Source organism: Arthrobacter sp. DNA4 (assembly GCF_024362385.1).
In the GTDB taxonomy this organism is placed as follows: Bacteria; Actinomycetota; Actinomycetes; order Actinomycetales; family Micrococcaceae; genus Arthrobacter.
Genome location: NZ_CP101466.1, coordinates 3,021,186 through 3,041,365, shown reverse-complemented (window position 1 = coordinate 3,041,365; position 20,180 = coordinate 3,021,186). Strand labels below are relative to the sequence as shown.

18 protein-coding genes and 1 pseudogene are annotated in these 20,180 nt (G+C 67.4%); 10 read left to right on the top strand and 9 right to left on the bottom strand.

Annotation, left to right across the window (positions count from 1 at the left end; translation table 11 throughout):
* Window positions 1-14 precede the first annotated feature (14 nt).
* Together NMQ03_RS13960 and NMQ03_RS13955 are read right to left on the bottom strand one after the other, a co-directional pair.
* A complete protein-coding gene (locus NMQ03_RS13960; RefSeq protein ID WP_255172680.1) occupies window positions 15-482 on the bottom strand; it encodes a tRNA (cytidine(34)-2'-O)-methyltransferase in 468 nt (155 codons plus the stop codon).
* Between the two features lie 23 nt (window positions 483-505).
* Window positions 506-1,447 (bottom strand): J domain-containing protein, encoded by a 942-nt coding sequence (locus tag NMQ03_RS13955; RefSeq protein WP_255172679.1) that lies wholly within the window; start codon window positions 1,445-1,447, stop codon window positions 506-508.
* A 196-nt stretch (window positions 1,448-1,643) separates the two neighbouring features.
* Between NMQ03_RS13955 and NMQ03_RS13950 the strand changes: the two genes are divergently transcribed.
* Window positions 1,644-2,339, top strand: coding sequence for a hypothetical protein (locus tag NMQ03_RS13950; RefSeq protein WP_255172678.1), 696 nt, complete (start codon window positions 1,644-1,646; stop codon window positions 2,337-2,339).
* A gap of 103 nt (window positions 2,340-2,442) precedes the next feature.
* Here the strand turns inward: NMQ03_RS13950 and NMQ03_RS13945 are convergent, their stop codons facing one another.
* A complete protein-coding gene (locus tag NMQ03_RS13945; protein WP_255172677.1) occupies window positions 2,443-2,829 on the bottom strand; it encodes a hypothetical protein in 387 nt (128 codons plus the stop codon).
* Between the two features lie 119 nt (window positions 2,830-2,948).
* Here NMQ03_RS13945 and NMQ03_RS13940 point away from each other — a divergent pair, with 119 nt between their 5' ends.
* From NMQ03_RS13940 to NMQ03_RS13900, 9 genes and pseudogenes are all read left to right on the top strand, one after another.
* Complete coding sequence (locus NMQ03_RS13940; protein ID WP_255172676.1) at window positions 2,949-3,608, top strand: metalloregulator ArsR/SmtB family transcription factor; 660 nt, start codon at window positions 2,949-2,951, stop codon at window positions 3,606-3,608.
* 47 nt (window positions 3,609-3,655) lie between these two features.
* Complete coding sequence (locus NMQ03_RS13935) at window positions 3,656-4,885, top strand: cysteine desulfurase family protein (RefSeq protein WP_255172675.1); 1,230 nt, start codon at window positions 3,656-3,658, stop codon at window positions 4,883-4,885.
* A gap of 169 nt (window positions 4,886-5,054) precedes the next feature.
* Complete coding sequence (gene mnmA / locus NMQ03_RS13930; protein WP_255175618.1) at window positions 5,055-6,170, top strand: tRNA 2-thiouridine(34) synthase MnmA; 1,116 nt, start codon at window positions 5,055-5,057, stop codon at window positions 6,168-6,170.
* 252 nt (window positions 6,171-6,422) lie between these two features.
* A pseudogene (locus NMQ03_RS13925) lies at window positions 6,423-8,058 on the top strand (ABC transporter substrate-binding protein).
* Window positions 8,059-8,185: 127 nt separating this feature from the next.
* Window positions 8,186-9,277 carry an ABC transporter permease gene (locus NMQ03_RS13920; protein ID WP_255172674.1) on the top strand — a complete coding sequence of 364 codons (1,092 nt, stop codon included), beginning with the start codon at window positions 8,186-8,188 and terminating at the stop codon, window positions 9,275-9,277.
* Window position 9,278: 1 nt separating this feature from the next.
* Window positions 9,279-10,325, top strand: coding sequence for an ABC transporter permease (locus NMQ03_RS13915; RefSeq protein ID WP_255172673.1), 1,047 nt, complete (start codon window positions 9,279-9,281; stop codon window positions 10,323-10,325).
* Between the two features lie 32 nt (window positions 10,326-10,357).
* Window positions 10,358-12,052, top strand: coding sequence for an ABC transporter ATP-binding protein (locus NMQ03_RS13910; RefSeq protein ID WP_255175617.1), 1,695 nt, complete (start codon window positions 10,358-10,360; stop codon window positions 12,050-12,052).
* Between the two features lie 113 nt (window positions 12,053-12,165).
* Window positions 12,166-12,573: a chorismate mutase gene (locus NMQ03_RS13905; RefSeq protein WP_159631548.1), complete on the top strand. Its 408-nt coding sequence runs from the start codon at window positions 12,166-12,168 to the stop codon at window positions 12,571-12,573.
* A 134-nt stretch (window positions 12,574-12,707) separates the two neighbouring features.
* Window positions 12,708-13,700, top strand: a complete 993-nt coding sequence (locus NMQ03_RS13900; RefSeq protein ID WP_255175616.1) for a hypothetical protein — start codon at window positions 12,708-12,710, stop codon at window positions 13,698-13,700.
* Here NMQ03_RS13900 and NMQ03_RS13895 read toward each other — a convergent pair whose 3' ends face one another.
* The 6 genes from NMQ03_RS13895 to NMQ03_RS13870 are packed head-to-tail and all read right to left on the bottom strand — an operon-like array spanning window position 13,701 to window position 20,059.
* Entirely contained in the window at window positions 13,701-14,414 is a 714-nt protein-coding gene (locus tag NMQ03_RS13895) for a DUF4166 domain-containing protein (protein ID WP_255172672.1), read from the bottom strand.
* A gap of 46 nt (window positions 14,415-14,460) precedes the next feature.
* On the bottom strand, window positions 14,461-15,753 hold the full coding sequence (locus NMQ03_RS13890; protein ID WP_255172671.1) for a DUF58 domain-containing protein: 1,293 nt from the start codon (window positions 15,751-15,753) through the stop codon (window positions 14,461-14,463).
* Window positions 15,753-16,766 carry a MoxR family ATPase gene (locus NMQ03_RS13885; RefSeq protein WP_255172670.1) on the bottom strand — a complete coding sequence of 338 codons (1,014 nt, stop codon included), beginning with the start codon at window positions 16,764-16,766 and terminating at the stop codon, window positions 15,753-15,755. The genes NMQ03_RS13890 and NMQ03_RS13885 overlap by 1 nt, the downstream gene beginning before the upstream one ends.
* Window positions 16,763-18,004 (bottom strand): DUF4350 domain-containing protein, encoded by a 1,242-nt coding sequence (locus NMQ03_RS13880; protein WP_255172669.1) that lies wholly within the window; start codon window positions 18,002-18,004, stop codon window positions 16,763-16,765. Before NMQ03_RS13880 ends, NMQ03_RS13885 begins: the two co-directional genes overlap by 4 nt.
* Window positions 18,001-18,639 (bottom strand): DUF4129 domain-containing protein, encoded by a 639-nt coding sequence (locus NMQ03_RS13875; RefSeq protein ID WP_255172668.1) that lies wholly within the window; start codon window positions 18,637-18,639, stop codon window positions 18,001-18,003. Before NMQ03_RS13875 ends, NMQ03_RS13880 begins: the two co-directional genes overlap by 4 nt.
* Window positions 18,629-20,059, bottom strand: a complete 1,431-nt coding sequence (locus NMQ03_RS13870) for a hypothetical protein (protein WP_255172667.1) — start codon at window positions 20,057-20,059, stop codon at window positions 18,629-18,631. Before NMQ03_RS13870 ends, NMQ03_RS13875 begins: the two co-directional genes overlap by 11 nt.
* Window positions 20,060-20,180 lie beyond the last annotated feature (121 nt).

The window sequence follows — 20,180 nt, the reverse complement described above, 5'->3', positions numbered from 1 at the left end:
GTTGCCCGGCGGGCCTAGATCCTGGCGCCGGCGAAGCCCTGCTGGCGCCAGGCCTCGTACACCGCGATGGAGGCGGCGTTGGCCAGGTTCAGGGAACGGAGGGCCGGCAACATGGGCAGGCGCACCGTGGCGGTCACGTGGGGATCGGTTTTCATCTCCGGCGGCAGGCCCACTGATTCACGTCCGAAGAGCAGCACATCTCCCGGGCGGTAGGCGATGTCCGTGTAGCTGGTGGTGCCGTCCGAGGTGAACGCGTAGACGCGTTCGGGCTGCAGGTGCTCCCAGGCGACTTCGATGGTCTTGTGCACGGTGACGACGGCGAGGTCATGGTAGTCGAGCCCTGCCCGGCGCAGTTTCGCGTCCGAGAAGTCGAAGCCCAAGGGTTCCACAAGGTGCAGTTCGGCACCGGTGATCGCGGCAAGGCGGATGGCGTTGCCGGTATTGCCGGGGATTTCAGGTTCATGGAAAAGGATGCGGAACACCCCCCCATCCTAGCTACCCGCGGTCAGTGCATGCCGCGCAGCAGCCGGGCCAGGACCGGGATGTTCACGGTGTTGGGAGCCGGGCCGGACGCCAGAAATTCCTTCAGGCCCCGCACCATGCCCGCTGCATTGACGATCTGGACGGTTTCCAGGGCGCCTGCGGGGCGGCGGTGGTGATCGATCACCGGCTCGTGGAGGTTGCCGTCGGGGCTGTGCACCACGGTCCATCCCGTGACGTTCAGCTCGGGAAAGATGTCCTGCATGGCCCACACCACCCGGGCGAGCTGCGGGGGTGCCACAGCGCGGCCCCCGTGGTTGAGGGTCCGGCCGTCCCAGGCGTAGGCGCCCCTGGGCAGGAGCATCGAGTTGACCAGGGCCAACCGGTAGCCGGAAAGGACGGCGTGGTCGATGTGGCTGTTGTCCGCGGGCGACTGCAGGCCGTTGACCAGCCGGGCGGCAGGGATGGTAAGCAGAACCTGGCGGGTCAGCAGCTGCACGGTGCGCATCTCCCGCTGGATGCGTGCCTCGGCGCCGAAAATTCCCCGCTTTCGAGGCATCCCGTGAACCTGCTGCCGCGCCTGTGCCAGCGGGATGAGTGGAGCATCGTTTCCATCGTAGGGGGGAACGTAGACGGGCGGGTCCCCCGCTGTATTCCTGGCGTTGCCCGGCCGGTGGACGGTGGCGGACGCCCGGCTTCCAGCGGCGGGGGCATCAAAGTGGGCGCCGTCGTCGGACGAAGCATCCCGGACCGTTCCCGCGCCATAGGAGCGGTCGTACGCCTTCCTGCGCTGCGGATCGATCAGCGTCTCATAGGCAGCGGTAACGCGGCGGAACGTTGCGGCGTCGCCCCCGTGGTCCGGATGGGCCATCCTGGCCGCGCGGCGGTAGGCCACCTTGATTTCTTTCTCGGTGGCGGTGACGGCCACCCGAAGGACCTGGTAATGGGAGCTGCTGCTCTCGGTCAAGCAATCTTCCTTCTCTTGGTGCGCGGCTTCCTCAGTCCCGGCGGGAAAGCGGAGCGCCCGCCCAGTCTAGCCAGCATGGATGGTGCGCCTGCGGTGACAACGAACATTCCGGGCTGGTGGGTTCCCGGGAGGCCGGAGTCTAGACTCGTGCGTGCGCGGTGCGAACACCGGTATAAGGGGATGCGACGGAGTGGAGATGGAGATGCCGACGACGGCGGAGCGGGCAGGCAGGGCATGGCGCGGGGGAGCAGCCCTGGTGATCGGCTGCCTGGGTGCCGTGCTTCTAAGCGGTTGCAGCGTGGACGTCCGGGATCCCTCCGTCACCGCAGCCCCTGACGGCACTCCGGTGACGGCCACTCCCACCATCACCCCCGGCCATGATGCCGCCGCGGTGGCTGCGCGTGATATGTCCTTCGCTGCCGGCGGTGACCTGGCTCCCGGAGTGCCCGTGGCAATCTCCGATGAGCTCAAAGGTGCGCCGGGCTGGCAGCTGGCGAAGGAAAACGTGGCCGGTGCCAGCCAATATGCCAAGGCCGATGGCTGCATCGTTTCCGCACGGGCTGCCACCGGCCAGGCAGCGCTGGTCCGTGGTGACGACCGGGAGTCCACTGTTGCCCTCTTCCAGTACCTGGACGCAACCATCCAGCCCTCGTACTTGAAGACGGCAACCCTGCAGTGGGGCGGTACCCCGGAGGCTCCCGGCCGGAACGTGGAGGTGCTGGCCCTGGATCAGGCAGCTCCCGGCGGGCGCGCCATTGCGGTACTGGCAAGGGTTTTTGGTACTGCCGGGTCATCGGCCTACGTATCGGTGTCCTGCCCGGATGCGGCAACACTTGGTGCGGCCCGCCAGGACGTGGCCCGGTACCTGCCGCTGGTGCCGCCGACCGCGTAAGGCCCTGCCGTTTGCAGGCGCAAAACCGCCGGCAGCTGGAGGGCTCAGCCGCCGGCGGGTCTGTGTGGCTGCAATGTCCTGCGCCCGGCAAACGCCTGGGGAGTCACGCAGTGGTCCGACTGGTCCCTATTGACAGCCGGTTGAGGGCCAAGGCGCCAACCAGCAGCCCGAAGTCACGCAGAGCGACGTCGTAGAAGCTGCCCAGCAGGAGCAGGTTGATGATGATTCCGGCCAGCCACGCGGCCACGATCAACGAGCCGTATTTAGGACGCACTGCCACGGCCACGCCCGCGATGATTTCCACGACCCCCACGATGTACATGAAGGTCTGGGCCGGCAGCGGCACGACGGCCGTGGCCTGGGGTGCCAGGTACACGGTCCAGTGCGTGAGGATGTTGGTGAATTTGTCCAGGCCGAAAAGGACCGGTGCGACGGTGAACACGGTACGCAGCAGCAGGAACGCCTGCCGGGCCGGCGGTGGCTGGTGCATGCTGGGCCCGCATTGCCGATGCTGATTTCATGGTGCTCTCCTTCTAAAAGTAGGTATGCCAATTTTAGAAAGATGACGATCTATAATCAATACATCTTGACTTTGGAATTGGAGGCGCCATGTACCGACTTCCCTGGGCGGACAGGATTGCTGCCGTTGCGTCGCTGACCGACGCCAAGAGACTGCAGCTTTTTGAACTGGTCGCGGCCTCACCACGCCCGCTGGGACGCGACGAGCTGGCCGAAACTGCCGGCATGGCGCGCAGCACCGTCTCCTTCCACCTGGACAGGCTGGTCCAGGACGGCCTGCTGGCCGTGGAATTCCACAAGCCCGCCGGCAGGACCGGTCCGGGGTCAGGTCGTCCCGCCAAGATGTACCGGCCGGTTGGAAGTGAAGTGGGAGCGTCCGTACCGGACCGGAACTACGACCTCGCCGGGGAGCTGATGGCCGAGGCCATCGAGGCCACCGAGGCCGAAGGATTGGCGGTGGGGGAGTCATTGCGCGCCGTCGCTTTCCGGAAAGGCCGGGCACTGGCAGAAGGTTCCGCAGGCCTGGAAGAGTTCCTGGCAGAAACGGGCTATCAGCCGGAGCCTGACGGGGACGGGGGCTACCTGCTGCCCAACTGCCCGTTCCACCGGCTGTCGCGGGCGCACGCCGCAGTGGTGTGCGACATGAACGGCGCCTTCCTGCGGGGGGCTGCGGTTGGCTGCGGCGGCGCCGAGGACCGGGTTGTCCCCGTTGCAGGCCACTGCTGCGCACGGATTACCGGCGGGAGCTGACCGCTCCACGCGGCGGCCACCGGGACCGGCCACGATAGAATTAGAGGATGCCCGCCTACCTCGACCACGCCGCCACCACGCCGCTTTCCGGTGCCGCGCTCGCTGCCTTGACGCGTGAACTGGCACGGACCGGCAACCCCTCGTCGCTGCACGGCTCCGGCCGCAGGGCGCGCCGTGCCGTCGAAGACGCCAGAGAGGCCATCGCGGCCGCGGCCGGCGCCCATCCCTCGGAGGTCATCTTCACGTCCGGAGGCACCGAGGCGGACAACCTCGCCGTGAAGGGCATGTACTGGTCCCGGGTGGCAGAAGAGCCAGGGCGACGCCGCATCCTCTGCTCCGCCGTCGAACATCACGCAGTCCTGGACACGGTGGAATGGCTCGAACGCCACGAAGGTGCCGAAGTGGCATGGCTGCCGGTGGACGGTGACGGCGTTGTGGACCTTGAGGTCCTCGAGAAGGAACTCTCCCGCGACCCCGGCTCGGTGGCGCTGGTGACTGTCATGTGGGCCAACAACGAGGTAGGCACCATCCAGCCCATCGGGCAGATTGTGGAACTGGCGCAGGCCGCCGGCGTCCCGGTGCATTCCGACGCCGTCCAGGCGTTCGGCTCAGTGCCGGTGCACTTCAAGGATTCCGGCCTGGATGCCATGTCCATCTCCGGGCACAAGATCGGCGGTCCGGTGGGTGTAGGCGCACTCCTGCTGGGGCGGGCCGTCAAACTGACGCCGGTGCAGCATGGCGGCGGCCAGGAGCGCGACGTCCGGTCCGGGACGCTGGACACCGCCTCCATCGCTGCCTTCGCTGCCGCCGCGGAGTCTGTCGCTGCCGGGCTGCCCGCCGAGGCGGCCCGGATCGCAGCACTGCGCGGCCGGCTGGTCGACGGCGTCCGCGAACGCGTTCCGGAGGCAGTCCTCCGCGGAGCGCCCGGCGACCGCCGGCTCCCGGGCAATGCGCACTTCACGTTCCCGGGCTGTGAAGGGGACTCATTGCTGTTCCTCCTCGACCTTGCCGGCATCGAATCATCCACGGGTTCAGCCTGCACGGCAGGGGTGCCCCGCCCCTCCCACGTGCTGCTGGCCATGGGCCTGGACGAGGAAACGGCGCGCGGAGCCCAGCGGTTCAGCCTGGGGCACGCCTCCACGGAAGCCGACGTCGACGCCCTCCTTGCAGCGCTGCCCGAAGCTTATTCGCGGGCGCGCCAGGCCGGCATGGCTGGACACGAGTCCTCCATCCAGACCGCGGGGACCGCGGCCCGGCAGGGCTTTCCGGGCGCTTGAGCCCCAGCCGGCGCGTCCTGCCGCCCGCTTCGCCGGGCGTGAAGCGGGCTGATTTGCCTGCCGCCGTAGAATGGATAGGCGAAGATCGTTTCCGCCGCCGGTACGTCAAGCACGGCCCCGGGCAGCGGGCATCCCCCAACAGAAAGCCAGCATGCGAGTACTAGCAGCCATGAGCGGTGGAGTTGACTCTGCCGTTGCCGCCGCCCGCGCGGTGGAAGCCGGGCACGACGTCGTCGGCGTCCACCTGGCCCTTTCGCGCATGCCGGGCACCCTGCGCACGGGCAGCCGCGGCTGCTGCACCATCGAGGATTCCCGGGACGCCTGGCGTGCCTGCGACGTTCTGGGCATTCCCTATTACGTGTGGGATTTCTCCGAGCGCTTCAAGGAAGACGTCGTCCAGGACTTCATTGACGAATACGCCGCCGGCCGGACGCCGAACCCCTGTATGCGCTGCAACGAGCGCATCAAGTTTGCCGCCCTGCTGGAAAAGGCCATCGCGCTGGGCTTCGACGCCGTCTGCACGGGCCACTACGCCAAGGTCATCGAGGACGCTGGCGGCAACCGGGAACTGCACCGTGCGGCTGACTGGGCCAAGGACCAGAGCTACGTCCTGGGCGTCCTCACCCACGAGCAGCTCAAGCATTCCATGTTCCCGCTGGCGGACACCCCCTCCAAGGCTGAGGTACGTGCCGAAGCGGAACGGCGGGGCCTCTCCGTCGCCAACAAACCCGACAGCCACGACATCTGCTTCATTCCCGACGGCGACACCGCCGGCTGGCTGGCCGAGAAGATCGACATGGCCCAGGGTGACATCGTGGATGAAACCGGCGCGAAGGTAGGGGAGCACCCCGGCGCCAACGCCTTCACCGTCGGCCAGCGGCGCGGCCTCAAACTCGGAACCCCCGCCGCCGACGGCAAGCCCCGCTTCGTCCTGGAAATCCGGCCCAGGGAAAACAAAGTGGTGGTGGGCCCCGAGGCGCTGCTGGCCATCGATGAGATCCGCGGCATCAAGGTCTCCTGGGCGGGCCTGCCCATCGCCGAGGTGGAAACAGGCGCCGAGTTCGAATGCTACGCGCAGGTCCGGGCGCACGGGGACCCGGTTCCGGCCACCGCTCGGATGGAGCCCTCCACTGAAGGCACCCGGGCAAGCCAGTTGGTGGTCCGTCTGGTGACGCCGCTGCGCGGCGTCGCACCGGGCCAGACGGTGGTGCTGTACCAGGGCAGCAGGGTGCTGGGCCAGGCCACCATCGACGCCGCCCGCTCGCTCCAGCGCGCCGCGCTGTAACCCGGCCGCCTTCAGCACCGCCACGGTTCTGCCGTGGCGGTGCTTTGCTGTACCCGGGCGGGCGTCCCTTGACGGTGCTGCTGGGCCCCGTCGGGTAACTTTTAGGAAAATTTTGTGTTTGAACTCACAAGAACGGCCGTCCTGAGGGCTGACTCTCTGATTCAATCTAGGGATCAGCACTGCACGCCGGCGTCTGGGGCTATCAACCTATGACCGCGGGCGTGCGCGTACTCATCGGAAAGAAGTTCACAGATGATCAAGAGCACAACGGCCCTGCACCGCGCCATCGCGCTGGCAGGCATCTCCGCCCTGGCCCTGACAGCCTGCACAGGGCCCTCGGGCGGCGGCGGCGGAGGAACGTCTACCGGAAATGCCGGTGGCGGTGCCATCACTTTCGGAACGACGGACAAAGTCGTTACCCTCGACCCCGCCGGCTCCTACGACGCCGGGTCCTTCCTGGTGATGAACCAGGTCTACCCCTTCCTGATGAACTCCAAGCCCGGCTCGGCTGAGGTCAGCCCGGACATCGCTGAGTCCGCGTCCTTTACCTCACCGACAGAGTTCACGGTGAAGCTCAAGCCCAACCTGAAGTTCGCCAACGGCCACGCGCTTACCGCTTCGGACGTGAAGTTCTCCTACGACCGCGTGGTGAAGATCGACGACCCCAACGGACCGGCGTCCCTGCTCTCGAACCTCAAGTCCGTTGACGTCAAGGACGACACCACTGTGGTGTTCAACCTCAAAGCAGGGAATGACCAGGTGTTCCCCAGTGTCCTGGGCACCAACACCGGCCCCATCGTCGACGAGGAAGTCTTCCCGGCGGACAAGGTGATGAGCGATGAGGACATCGTCGCCGGCAAGCCCTTGCCCCTACACCATCGATTCCTACAAGAAGAACGAACTTGTCAGCCTCAAGGCCAACGCTGACTACAGTGGACTGCTGGGCAAGCTTACCAATGACAGCGCCGTCATCAAGTACTACGCCGACTCCAACAACCTCAAGCTGGACGTCCAGGGCGGCAATATCGACGTTGCCGGCCGCAGCCTGACCGCAACCGACGCCGCAGACCTGGACAAGGATTCCAAGGTCAAGGTGTACAAGGGACCCGGCGGCGAACTGCGCTACATCGTTTTCAACTTCGACACCATGCCCTTCGGCGCCAAGACACCGGAAGCCAACCCCGCCAAGGCCCTCGCGGTGCGGCAGGCCATGGCTGACATCGTGGACCGCCAGGCCATCTCCGACCAGGTCTACAAGGGCACCTACGTCCCGGCGTACTCCGTGGTTCCGGACGGCTTGCCCGGAGCAACCCAGCCCATGAAGGAGCTGTACGGCGACGGCAACGGCAAACCGAGCCTGGACAAGGCCAAGAAGACCCTGGCGGACGCCGGAGTCACCGGCCCGGTCAACGTGAAGCTGCAATACAACCCCGACCACTACGGCAAGTCCTCCGGTGATGAGTACGCCATGATCAAGGAGCAGCTGGAGAAGTCGGGCCTGTTCACCGTGGACCTGCAGTCCACCGAATGGGTGACCTACTCCAAGGCCCGTACCGCCGACGCCTACCCCGTCTACCAGCTGGGCTGGTTCCCGGACTACTCGGATGCGGACAACTACCTCACGCCGTTCTTCATCCCGGGCAACTTCCTGAAGAACCACTACGAGAACCCCACGGTCACGGACCTCGTGCAGAAGCAGCTCACCACGCCGGACAAGACCGAGCGCCAGAAGCTGATCGGCGACGTCCAGACGGCCGTTGCCAAGGACCTGTCCACGCTGCCGCTCCTCCAGGGCTCGCAGCTGCTGGTGGCCGGGAAGGACGTCAAGGGTGTCGAAAAGACCCTTGATCCGTCCTTCAAGACCCGCCTTGGCGTCCTGTCCAAGTAAGCACTCCACCCCCATCGGGCTCTGACGGGCCAGAGGCGGGACGCCGCAACGGTGTCCCGCCTTTTGCCGGTCATCAGCCAGCAACGAGGGGACTGCTGGCTCCCGGTCACCACGAATCCAGGTACCGATGACAACTTTGATTGACGCGCCACCCAGTGACGCCGACGCACTCCTTCCGCCCAAGAAAAAACAAACAGGCGGAGGGCTGGGCCAGTACATCCTGGTCCGCTTCCTCCTGATCTTCCCCACCATCCTCATCCTCGTCACCATGGTGTTCTTCCTGATGCGGATCACCGGTGACCCCATCACCGCCGCCATGGGCGGCCGGCTGCCCCCGGAACAGCTGCAGGAACGGATCCACGCCGCCGGATACGACCGGCCCCTGCTCGTGCAGTACTTCGAATACCTGGGCCAACTGGTCACCGGGAACTTCGGCACCACCCTCTCGGACAACCGCAAGGTCACCGAGATGCTGACCACCTACGGGTCGGCCACCTTGGAGCTGGCAATCAACGCGCTCATCGTCGCGCTGCTGGTGGGGATCCCGCTTGGCATGGTCGCCGCCCACCGGCGCGACCACCTGCCGGATGCAGTGCTCCGGATCCTGGCCATCCTGTTCTACGCCACCCCCGTCTTCTTCGCGGGCATGCTGCTCAAACTCGTGTTCTCCGTGTGGCTGGGCTGGCTGCCGGTAGCGGGCCGCGCAGGCACCCGGACGGAACTGTCCCTCACCGCGCTGGAGGCACCCACCGGCATCTACTGGCTGGACGCCCTGCGCAGCGGAAACATGGCCGCCTTCAGCGACGTCATGTCACATGCTGTCCTTCCGGCGGTGGCGTTGGGCTTCCTGACGGCCGGAGTCTTCCTGCGCCTTGTCCGGACCAACGTCATCGGCACCTTGGGCAAGGACTACATCGAGGCCGGCCGTTCACGCGGCGTCAGCGAGTTCCGCTTGGTCACCAAGCACGCCTACAAGCCGGCGCTGATCCCGATCATCACAGTCATGGGCCTGCAGATTGCGGTGCTGCTCGGAGGCGCCGTGCTGACTGAGACCACCTTCGAATGGAAAGGCCTCGGGTTCCAGCTCGCCAATTACCTCACGGCGCGCGACTTCGTGGCTGTCCAGGGCATCGTGGTGCTGCTGGCCGTCATCGTCGCCGTCACCAACTTCATCGTGGACATCATCGCCGCGCTGATCGACCCCCGCGTGAGGTACTGAAATGTCTGCCGATACCACCCTTGAACCCGTCGCCAACCCACGGGCATCCATGATCCGGCGGCTGCCGGTTGTTTCGCACTTCAACAAGAGCGTCGGACTGCAGCGCTTCATGCTGGTGGTGGGGCTCGTCCTCACCGGCATCTTCCTGCTGACGGCCCTTGCCGCGCCGCTGCTGGCCCCCTATGGCTTCGCGCAGCTGTCGGACGCTGACGGCAGCTTCCCCACCCAGCAGGCGCCCGGCGGCAAGCACCTCCTCGGCACCACGGTGGGCGGTTACGACGTCCTGTCCCGCGTGATCTGGGGTACGCAGACGGCGCTCCTGGTCATCATCGTGGCCGTCATCCTCTCAATTTTCGCCGGTGTCATCCTCGGCCTGGTCAGTGGTTACATCGGGGGGTGGCTGGACCGCGTCCTGGTGGTCGTGGCGGATGCCATCTATGCCTTCCCGTCACTGCTGGTGGCCATCGTTATGGCCATCGTCATCAGTGGTGGACAGTCCAGCCTGTTCGGCGGGATCCTGGCCGCCGCCATTTCCATCACGGTGGTGTTCATTCCGCAGTACTTCAGGGTGATCCGTGCCGAGACCATCCGGCTCAAGGCGGAGCCCTTCGTCGAGTCCGCAAAGGTGGTGGGTGCCTCCAACATCCGCATCATGACCCGGCACATCTACCGCAATGCCACCCGGACCCTGCCGCTGATCTTCACCCTCAACGCCTCCGAAGCCATTCTGACCCTGGCCGGGCTGGGCTTCCTGGGCTTCGGCATTGAGCCGAGCTCGGCGGCAGAGTGGGGCTTTGACCTGAACAAGGCGCTCGCGGACACCACATCGGGCATTTGGTGGACCGGGCTGTTCCCCGGCCTGGCCATTGTCTGGACCGTCCTCGGGCTGACGCTGGTGGGCGAAAGCATTAACGACCTCAACGATCCGCGCCTCCGCGGCCGCAAGCGCAGCAGCCGCAAGGCGGCACCCGCCGGCGTACCGGCTACTCCTGCTGGGCCCGCGGCTCCGCATGAATCCGGCCCCGAAACAGAATTGAGCAACCCGTGAACGAAAACCCAGGTTCCGAAAATTCCGGTCCACTGTCCGGCCGTCTGGAGCAGGACCGGAAGACAGTCCTGGACATCGACCACCTGAAGGTCACCTTCGCCACGGACGGTGGCGACGTGTACGCCGTCAAGGATGTGAGCCTGGACGTCAAGGCGGGGGAGGTCTTGGCCATTGTGGGGGAATCCGGCTCCGGGAAGACCGTCACCGCAAAGACCATCCTTGGCCTGCTCCCGGAAACGGCTGTGAGTTCCGGCGCGGTATTGATCAATGGTGCCAACGTCATCAGCCTCAGCCCCGACCGGCTGCGCCAAATCCGCGGCCGGGACGTGGCCATGGTGTTCCAGGAGCCCTCCACCGCCCTGAACCCCGTGTTCACCGTGGGTTGGCAGATTGCCGAAGGCATCCGTGCCCACGCCGGTGCCAACGGCGGGGGACGGGTGTCCGCCAAGGAGGCCAAAGCCCGGGCCATCGAGGCGCTGGGCAAGGTGGGCATCCCCGACCCCGAGCACCGGGTCAACTACTACCCGCACCAGTTTTCCGGCGGCCAGAAGCAGCGCGTGGTGATCGCGGCCGCCCTGGCGCTGAACCCCGGCCTGATTGTTGCCGACGAGCCCACCACCGCCCTGGATGTCACCGTCCAGGCGGAAATCCTGGAACTCCTCCGGGACCTTCGGGACAAATACGGCACCTCGATCGTGCTGATCACCCACAACATGGGGGTCGTGGCCGACCTGGCGGACCGGGTAGTGGTGATGTACCAGGGCGACGTCGTGGAGGAAGCCCCCGCGAAGACGCTCTTCGCTGAACCAAAGCAGGGCTACACCCGCAACCTCCTTGCCGCGGTGCCGCACCTGGGCCGCAATTCGGCGTCGGAAGGCCTCACCGAGCGGCCCCACCAGGATGAGGAAGTGCTGGTGGCCGCCGACAACCTGGAGATTGAGTACCCGGGTCGGCTGGGGACACCGGCCTTCAAAGCCGTTGACGGTGTCAGCTTCACCCTGGCCAGGGGCGAGGTCTTCGGCCTGGTGGGGGAGTCGGGCTCCGGCAAGACAACCATCGGCCGTGCCATCGCCGGATTGAACCGAACCACCGGCGGCAGCCTCAAAGTGCTGGGCTACGAGATGCTGAACCTTCGCGAACGCACGTTCAAACCCCTGCGCAAGGACATCGGCTTCGTGTTCCAGGACCCTGCCGCCTCCTTCAACCCGCAGTTGACCATCGGGGAGTGCATCGCCGAACCCATGCTCATCCACACCCGGCCAAGCGACGCCCAGGCCCGCAAGCGCGTTGGTGAGTTGCTTGAATCCGTCCAGCTGCCGGCGTCGTATGCGGGACGGTACCCGCACGAACTGTCCGGCGGCCAGCGGCAGCGGGCATCACTGGCGCGGGCACTGAGCCTGAACCCCAGGCTGCTGATAGCGGATGAGCCGACGTCGGCCCTCGACGTTTCGGTGCAGGCAAAAGTTCTCGAGCTTTTCCGGGACATCCAGGAAGAGTTCGGGTTCGGCTGCCTGTTCATCAGCCACGATCTTGCCGTGGTGGACATCCTGTCCTCCTGGGTGGGCGTGCTGTACAAGGGCAAACTGGTGGAGCAGGGGATCGGCAGCCAGGTCATGGGCAACCCCCAGCACGACTACACCCGCCGGCTGATCGCCTCCCTGCCGGTGCCGGACCCGGCCGAACAGGCCAAACGCCGGGAGGAGCACCGCGCGCTCCTGGGAATCTGACCCGCAGGAAGTCCTGCAGGCAGTCCTGCCACGGACAGCGCCGGTGCCGCCAGATGGGCGGCACCGGCGCTTCACACCCGCGGTGGTTCCTCCGGCTCCCCTAGACTGGAGCCATGACGCAGCACAACCCCAGCTCTCCTGGCGCCGACGAATTTGATCCATCCGCCAGCTCGCTTGCAGGCCACGTGGACGATTCTGTGATGGCTGAACTGCTGTCCATCCGCTCCAGCATTGACAACATCGACGCCACCTTGGTGTACCTCCTGGCCGAGCGCTTCAAGGCGACGCAAAAAGTGGGCTTCCTGAAGGCAAACCACCGCCTTCCCGCCGGTGACCCGGGGCGTGAAGCCGCGCAGATCGCCCGGCTGCGCCGCCTTGCCGAGGATGCCCACCTCGACCCGGCCTTCGCCGAGAAGTTCCTCAACTTCATCATCGGCGAAGTGATCCGCCACCACGAGGCCATTGCCGAGGACCACCAGGCCTCCTCCGGCCAGCAACCGCAGACCTCCGCGCTGGCGTGAACCGGGAACAGCGCCATGCGGGCGCCGGCCCGCTTCCGGCGGGTGCCCCTTTCACCGGTGATCCATCAAACGCTTCCTCATTAAACGCAGCCTCTTCCACCCAGGCCAGGGCCAAAGAAGTCACGGCCACCGGCCTGGGCCCTTGGCCGGGCGAGGATCCGCTGGAAGCCGCCAGGAGCATCCGCGGGGAGCTTGGCAGCCCGCACCTTCCCTTCCTGGCTGAACTGCCGGACCGTGGGGTCGGTTCCGACGCCCTGGGCCGTACCGCCTCCCTCCTGGAGGAACTCGCGGTGGATGTGCAGCCGCACGGCTGGCGGCTCGTGGACCGCCCGGGCAAGGACATGCGGCGGGCAGCGTCGGCGCTGTCGACCGACCTGAACGTCCTGGCCGATGTTGTCGGCGCGGAAGACGTATCGGCGGGTGAACTCAAAGTGCAGTTGGTGGGACCGCTGAGCCTTGCCGCCGGCTTGTACCTGCACAACGGTGAACGCGCCCTGCTGGACTACGGCGCCCGAAGGGACCTGGCCGCCTCCCTCGCGGCGGGCGTGGCCGGTTACCTCAACAGGGTGGCCGCGGCCGTGCCCGGCGCCCGGCTCGTGGTGCAGGTGGACGAGCCCGCCATTGCCGCCGTCCTGGCCGGGACCATACCCACCGCCAGCGGTTACCGCACCCTCCGCGCCATTGCGGGATCGGAAGCACGCGAGTCTTGGCGCCTGGTCCTGGACTCCCTGCGGGCCGCCGGTGCAGCCGAGGTTGTCGTGTCCTTCCCCGAAATCGAAGCCCCCATCGACCTGGCCCTCTCGGCAGGGGCTGACGGCGTCGCGTTGCCGCTGAAGGCATTGACCAACCGCCAGTGGGAGCAGGTGGCCGGAGCGGTGGAGGCTGGAAAACAGTTCTGGGCCGGTGCCCTGGACGTGCCTGCCGGCGGTCGCCTGCCCAAAGTGGCCCAGTGCGTGGAATCCGTCTGGCGACCCTGGCGCCAGCTGGGCCTGCCGCCGTCGCTGCTGGGCGCTATCCGGGTGACGCCCTCGGAAGGGCTGACCGGCCACACACCCGCCCAGGCCACGGCCGTCCTGCACATGCTCACCCAGGTGGCCGACGGCCTGAACCAGCAGGCGCTGGGTTAGCTACACCCTGTTCTCCCAGCGGTCCGGCTGGGCGTAGCGGGGCAGGTAGCTTTGGGCGGAACTGCCGCCGGTGTAGGGGCGCAAGCGGTAGTCGAAGGCCCCGGCGTACACCAGGACCAGGCCGATCTGCGGCTGGATGACCTTCACCTGGATGCGGTGCCGTCCATCGCTGCCTTCGGCCGGGTCCCACCACTGCTCGGCGTAAGCCTTGGCGTCGAGGGCGGCCGGGAGCGGTACCCGCAGAGGACCCACGAAGAGCCTCGATGCCTCAGAAACGCCACGTAGCCTTCCCTCGGCCGTGACACTCAGGTTCAGGTCCGTCACCAGCCGCCGGTAGCGTCCCACGTAGTCCACCAGTTGGGTGTTGCCATCCCTTCGGGTGGCACTGGTGGTGTCCTGGAAGAGCCGGGTGCGGTCCGGGAAGCGGATTTCACGGCGGGCGGTAAGGCTGGAGCGGCCGAACGGATCCTGGTGGGCGTGGTTCTCGATCCGGAACGGGATGTTCTCACCGTATTCCGGGAAAAAGGCCTCTTCCCCGCCCGCCAGCCGCAGCAAAGGGCGCAGCCACCGCTGGCGGCACCCCACGACGTCGAACGTTCCTTCCCCTACCCCGTACTGTCCGGAACCCGGTGCCAGCGAGAAGTACTCCTGAAGCTCTGGCTGCAGCCGGGAGAACCCGGAGCCCAGGGCCTGCCGGTAGATGGGGACGCTCATAACGTGGACCTCCTGTTGCCTGCGGCGGCGCTGTCTGCCTCCGGCTTCACAATCTACCGGCAGCCTTGAGCCGGATGTACATGTCCGCAAGCCGGGGTGGCAGGTCGTGGGGCTCCGCGTCCACCACCTCTGCGCCGTAGCGGCGCAGTTCGGCGGTGACCGCCGCGCGCTGCAGGAGGGCGCGCTCGGCGGCAGCCGCACGGAAGACACCGGTGGCGTCGCTGCGTTCCCGGAGCATGGTGCCCAGCTGGGGGTCGCGGACCGCCGCCACCACCACCACGTGCTGGCTGGCCAGCCGCTCCGCCACGGGCAGCAGGCCTTCCTCGGGAGCTCCGCTGTCCAGCGACGTCAGCAGCACCACGAGGGACCGGTGCGCGGAGACGGCGCGGACCTGCGCCGGGACAGCCGGCCAGTCCATCTCGATCAGCTCTGCCTCAAGGGGAGCCATCGCCTGGACCAGCCGGCCCAGGATGTTGCCTTGGCCTGCGGAACCGGCGCGCGCCCGGGTCCTGCGGTCCAAGGCCACGAAGTCCACCCGGTCGCCGCCCCGTTCGGCCAGCACGCCCAGGAGGAGCGCAGCCTCGATCCCGGTGTCCAGCCGCGTTTCGTCGGCGATCCTCGCCGCGGACGTGCGGGAGGTATCCAGGACCATGACCACCCGCCGGTCCCGTTCCGGGCGCCAGGTCCTGACCACCACCGAGGAGCGCCTGGCCGTGGCGCGCCAGTCAATGGACCGCACGTCATCGCCGCGGACATAGTCACGCAGGGAATCGAACTCCGTGCCGGCGCCACGGATCTGGACGGCGGCCTTGCCGTCGAGTTCGCGCAGCTTCCGCAGCTTCGAGGGCAGATGCCGGCGGGAATGGAACGGCGGCAGCACCCGCACCGAGCCGGGGCAATCGATGGTCCGCTGCCGGGCTGCCAGGCGGAGCGGACCATAGGAACGGATGGTCACATGCGGTGCAGCGAGGTCCCCCCGACGGACCGGCCGGAGCCTGACCGCGAACCGCCTGCTTTCGCCGGCCGGGACGTCGATGGCCTGGACGGGATTTTGGGCGCCCGCTGATGGTTGCCACCCGTCCCTGAACGATCCCCGGAGCCTGCGGGTGCCCCCGTTGCGGAGCGTGAGGACCGCCTCCACCGCGTTGTTGAGCGTGACGTTCTCCGGCTCCGCGCGTACCGCACCCACCCGCTTGGGGGATCCTGCCAACAACAGGTCGACGCCCAACAGGGCAACGAGCACGGCGGCCGTGGTGAACACGGTCAACCATCCCGGGAACAGCAGCACCGGCACCAGGCCCAGCAGCACCACCGCCACGAAGCGCCCCGAGACGGCCATCAGCGGGGAACAGGGACGGAGGCCAGGATGCTGCCCAGGACGTCGTCCACCCGGACCCCGTCCATTTGGGCTTCGGGCTGCAGCGCCACCCGGTGCCGCAGGCAGGGCAAGGCCAAGGCCTTGACGTCGTCCGGGGTGACGAAAGGACGCCCCGAGAGCCAGGCCCAAGACCTGGATGTATTGAGCAGGGCAGTGGCACCGCGCGGTGAAACAGCAAGCTGGAAGGAGGGAGCGGCCCTGGTGGCGCGCACCAGGTCAACGATGTAGCCGATAATTTCCGGTTCCACCGCTACGCGGTTCACAGCTTCCCGTGCCCGTTCCAGGTCCTCCGCGCCCGCCACGGCCCGGACGCCGGCTGCTGCCAGGTCCCGGGGATCGAATCCGGCGGCATGCCGGCGGATGACCTCAATCTCCTCGCCGCGTCCGGGCAAGGGCATGGTCAGCTTGAGCAGGAACCGGTCCAGTTGCGCCTCGGGCAGCGGATACGTCCCCTCGTATTCCACCGGGTTCTGGGTTGCCGCCACCAGGAACGGGGCCGGGAGACGCCTGGCTGCCCCGTCCACGGACACCTGCCGCTCTTCCATGGCTTCGAGGAGGGAAGCCTGGGTTTTTGGCGGGGTCCGGTTAATCTCATCGGCCAACAGGAGGTTGGTGAAGACCGGTCCTTCCCGGAAGCTGAACTCGGACGTATGGGAGTCGTAAACCAGCGATCCCGTGACATCGCCGGGCATGAGGTCGGGGGTGAACTGCACCCGCTTGGTGTCCAGGCTCAGGGCGGAGGACAACGCCCGGACCAGCAGGGTCTTGGCGACCCCCGGTACGCCTTCCAGCAGCACATGCCCCTGCGAAAGCAGGGCGATCAGCAGGCCCGTGACCGTGGCATCCTGTCCCACCACTGCCTTGGCCACCTCGCGGCGGACGGCAAGCAGCGCCTGCCGTGGGCCGTCGTCGTTCATCGGGCTGTTGGGGTCTGTGGGGTTCAGGACCCCCGGGCCACTGCTCTGTTCACTCATCGGGTCATGACCTCTTTCTCCAGTTTGTCCAGGGCCTGGGACCAGGCCACCAGCCGGGCTTCTGTTGTGGGGCGTTCATTAACCAAGGCGCGGACGCCGGCCGGGTCCCTGCCAAGGAGCCGGGCTGCTGCGGCAATCGTGTCCTCCGCTGTGGCGCCGGGCCCCAGCCGCAGTTTTCCGGAGAGCCGCACCAGCAGGCCGGCGCGCAGGTTGTCCCGGGCCGGGTCGACGGCACGGGAGTCCTGGTAGAGCCGGGCGCGGCCTTCCGCCGTTTCAACGGCCTTGACCACCACGGGCAACGGTTCGAACACCAGCGGCCCGTGCCGGCGGCCACGCCATAGGATGGCAACGACCGCCACCAGCAGCAGCCAGGGGCCCAGGAAGCGGGCCCAGCCCGGTGCAAGGTCGTCGAGGGTTTTCCCGGACCCGTTGGCCGCTGCATCTTCGATCGAGGGCAGGTACCAGACGAGATCCGGTGCCGCGCCGAGCAGCCGGACCGCGAGGGCGGCGTTTCCCAGCTCGTCCAGTTTGTCGTTGCCCAGGACCGCCGTGCTGCCCAGGACGGCCAGCCGGCGGCCGTCACCGCTGACGGCAAGCATCCCGGCGGTTCCTGCCGCACGGTAGCAGGTGGTGCCGCCGTCGTACACGAATCCCTTGTTGCCCGTGACCTGTCCTGCTGCTTCCGCGTCAGGTTGGGTGCAGCCGGGGTCAAGGACCGGAGAGGCGTCGGGGACGACGCCGGCCTGGTGGATGCCGCTGTCAAGGGCGGCGAGGGTGTCCAGCCTGGGGGTGACCACCACCATGCGGTCAGCAGCAGCCATCAGACCGGCCAGCTGCTGCCTGTCCAGCACACCGTTCCTGTCATAGAGCAGGAGGGTGGGGGAGGAGCTTGAGTGCAGGTCGTCCAGCGCAGCGTCGAACCGGCCGGGGGTGTGGACAGAAACTCCGCGCCGGCCCAGGATTTCGCTCAGCGCCCTGGCCCCCTCCGGTCCGGCATTGTGGACTGAAAGGGGCAGCCTGTCACCCTTGGGCGCCAGCTGCGTACCGATGACCAGGGCCATTGCAGCTGCCACCACCGCTGCTGCTGCGGTGGCGGCACGATGCTGCCGCAGCCACCTCATCAGCGAGCCCGCCAGGAGTTTCCGGCCCGTCGGATCAGGTCCTTGCGACTGCCGCGTTCCTTGGGCCGCGTCCGTGCCTTGTCCAGGCTCCGTGCCGGCAATGGTGGGTCCGCTCATAACTGTGTCACCGTGCTGCCGGCGGCGGCAGGTTTCGTGGCGTCCAATGCCACGTCCAGTGCCACCATTTCCTGGTAATCGCCACTGCCCGCTGCCCTGTTTCCGTAGCGGATGCCGTCAAATGTGGCCGCTGCCCGGGCCAGGCGCCGGGATTCACCGGCGAACGGCACGGACAGCGCCTGCGCGGCTTCGTCTGCCGTCCTGCCTGGCTGCGGATCAAGGATGGTCCGGTTTTCGGCGCTGCGGACCACCGCACGGAAACGGTCGACGACGGCGTCGCCCCATTGTGCGGCCGCGGCTGCGGCTTCCGCGCGGTTCCGGTAGTCCCCGGCGGTCAGTGCGGTTTCCCTTTCGAACACGTCGCTGGCCTTTCGTCCCCGCGCGTTCAGCCGGGGGCGGGCAAGGAGGATGGCGGCGGCGATGATGACGGCAATGACGAGGGCGATGACGGGGCTGGGCACCGGTGCGGCATCCCCGGGCGAGCCGTCAAGGGACTGCAGCCAGTTGAGGAAGTTCCGCCACAGTGTGTCCAGCCAGGAGGGGGCGGCGTCCCGGTATTCACGTTTGGCCAACTCTTCTGCCGCCCATCGCCGGGCCTCATCGGCTCCGGGCAGCACCGGCGGCTCAGCGGCCATACGGCCATGCCCCCGGGGCTGTGCCGTACCCGGGGTACGGGGTGCTGCCGGTCCCGGCGTTCCGGCCCGGGATCCCGTCGGGATCCGCCCCGGTCTCCAGGTCGCGCAGCAGCACGATATCCAGCCCGTCCTTGCGCATCCGCAGGTCCATGTAGAGCAAGGCCATGACAGACGTTTGGAAGGCGTAGCCCACCGCACCCACCAGGGCACCGACCACCGCGGTAATGATGCTGATGGTCACGGTAAGCGTCGCGTCCTGCCCGCTGCCGCCGTGCGGCGAGACGACTCCTGACAGGACCGTCGGCAGGATGCTTGCGGGGATCAGGACCACCTGGGTGATGACAGCGACCAGGATTCCCACCACCAGGGTGATGCCAAGGATGCGCCACCAGTTCGCCCGCGTGAGGGTCCACGAGCGGCGCAGTCCGGCCAGGGCGCCCAGTTCTTCGATGACGACGGCGGCAGGCGCCACCATGAGCTTGATCGCCACCCAGAGGAACAGGACGGCGAAGCCCATCATCAGCGGGATGACCAGCAGCGCTGCCGCGCCGCGGACATTGGAGAACAGGAGCACGATGACGGCGAAGAAGAGCGCTATCGCGGCCACTGCGGCAGCCATCAGCACGGCGGCCAGCCTGATCAGCGCCCCGATCCGTGGACGCACCAAGGACAGCATGCGCCGGAAGCCGGTGGGCCTGTTCAGGACGGACCTTGCCACGGGGACCACCATGGCGCCCTGGAGAACCACGGACATGAAGACGGACAGGATGGACAGAAAGGCAAAGGTAACCATCAGCCCAATCCCGAGGGATGCGACGTCGGCGCTGCTGGCGGTCGTCGCCCAGGATTCAATCGACCCGGACGACGTTGCAACGACCCCTGTAAGCACTGCGGCGAGGATGGCCGACAGGGACTGGGCCAGGATGCCGGCGCCCAGCATCGCCTTGGCATTGCGCCGGATGCCCTGGAACGAGCCATCCAGGATTTCCCCGAACATCAGGGGACGCAGGGGGATGATGCCCGGCTTTGGCGGGGCGACATAGCGGGGCTGTCCGTAGGGGGAGGCTCCGTAAGGCGCACCGGGGTAGGGCGGGCCGGAGTGCGGCGCGTCGGAGTAGGGGTACTGTCCACGCTGTTGCCACTGGGGCGGTTGCTGCGGCGACTGCTGTTGCCAAGGCCGCCGTTCCTCCCACCCGGGTGCCTGCTGCGCCGGGTGCACTGGCGCCCACTGCTGTTCGGCGGCGGATTGCTGCCCTGGGCCGGGCTGCTTGCCTGTGTCCGATTGCCACGCGCGGCGCCCACGGCTGCTCCCAGGCAGGTGCCGGGCCGGGTCCTCCGGCGCCGCGGACCCGCCGTCGTCATGTCTGTTGCCGGGCCACGCCGGCGTGGGCTCCCCGCGCTCCGGCCCCTGTGCTGACACTGATTTCCTCCCCCATATCAGTCCGCCTGCCCCGCGTGCCGGCCGCCGGAAGGCGCGCACCGGCAATGCAGGGCATGACCCCAAGACTATAGTTCCGCCGTCGGCCGGCCTAGTGTCCCGC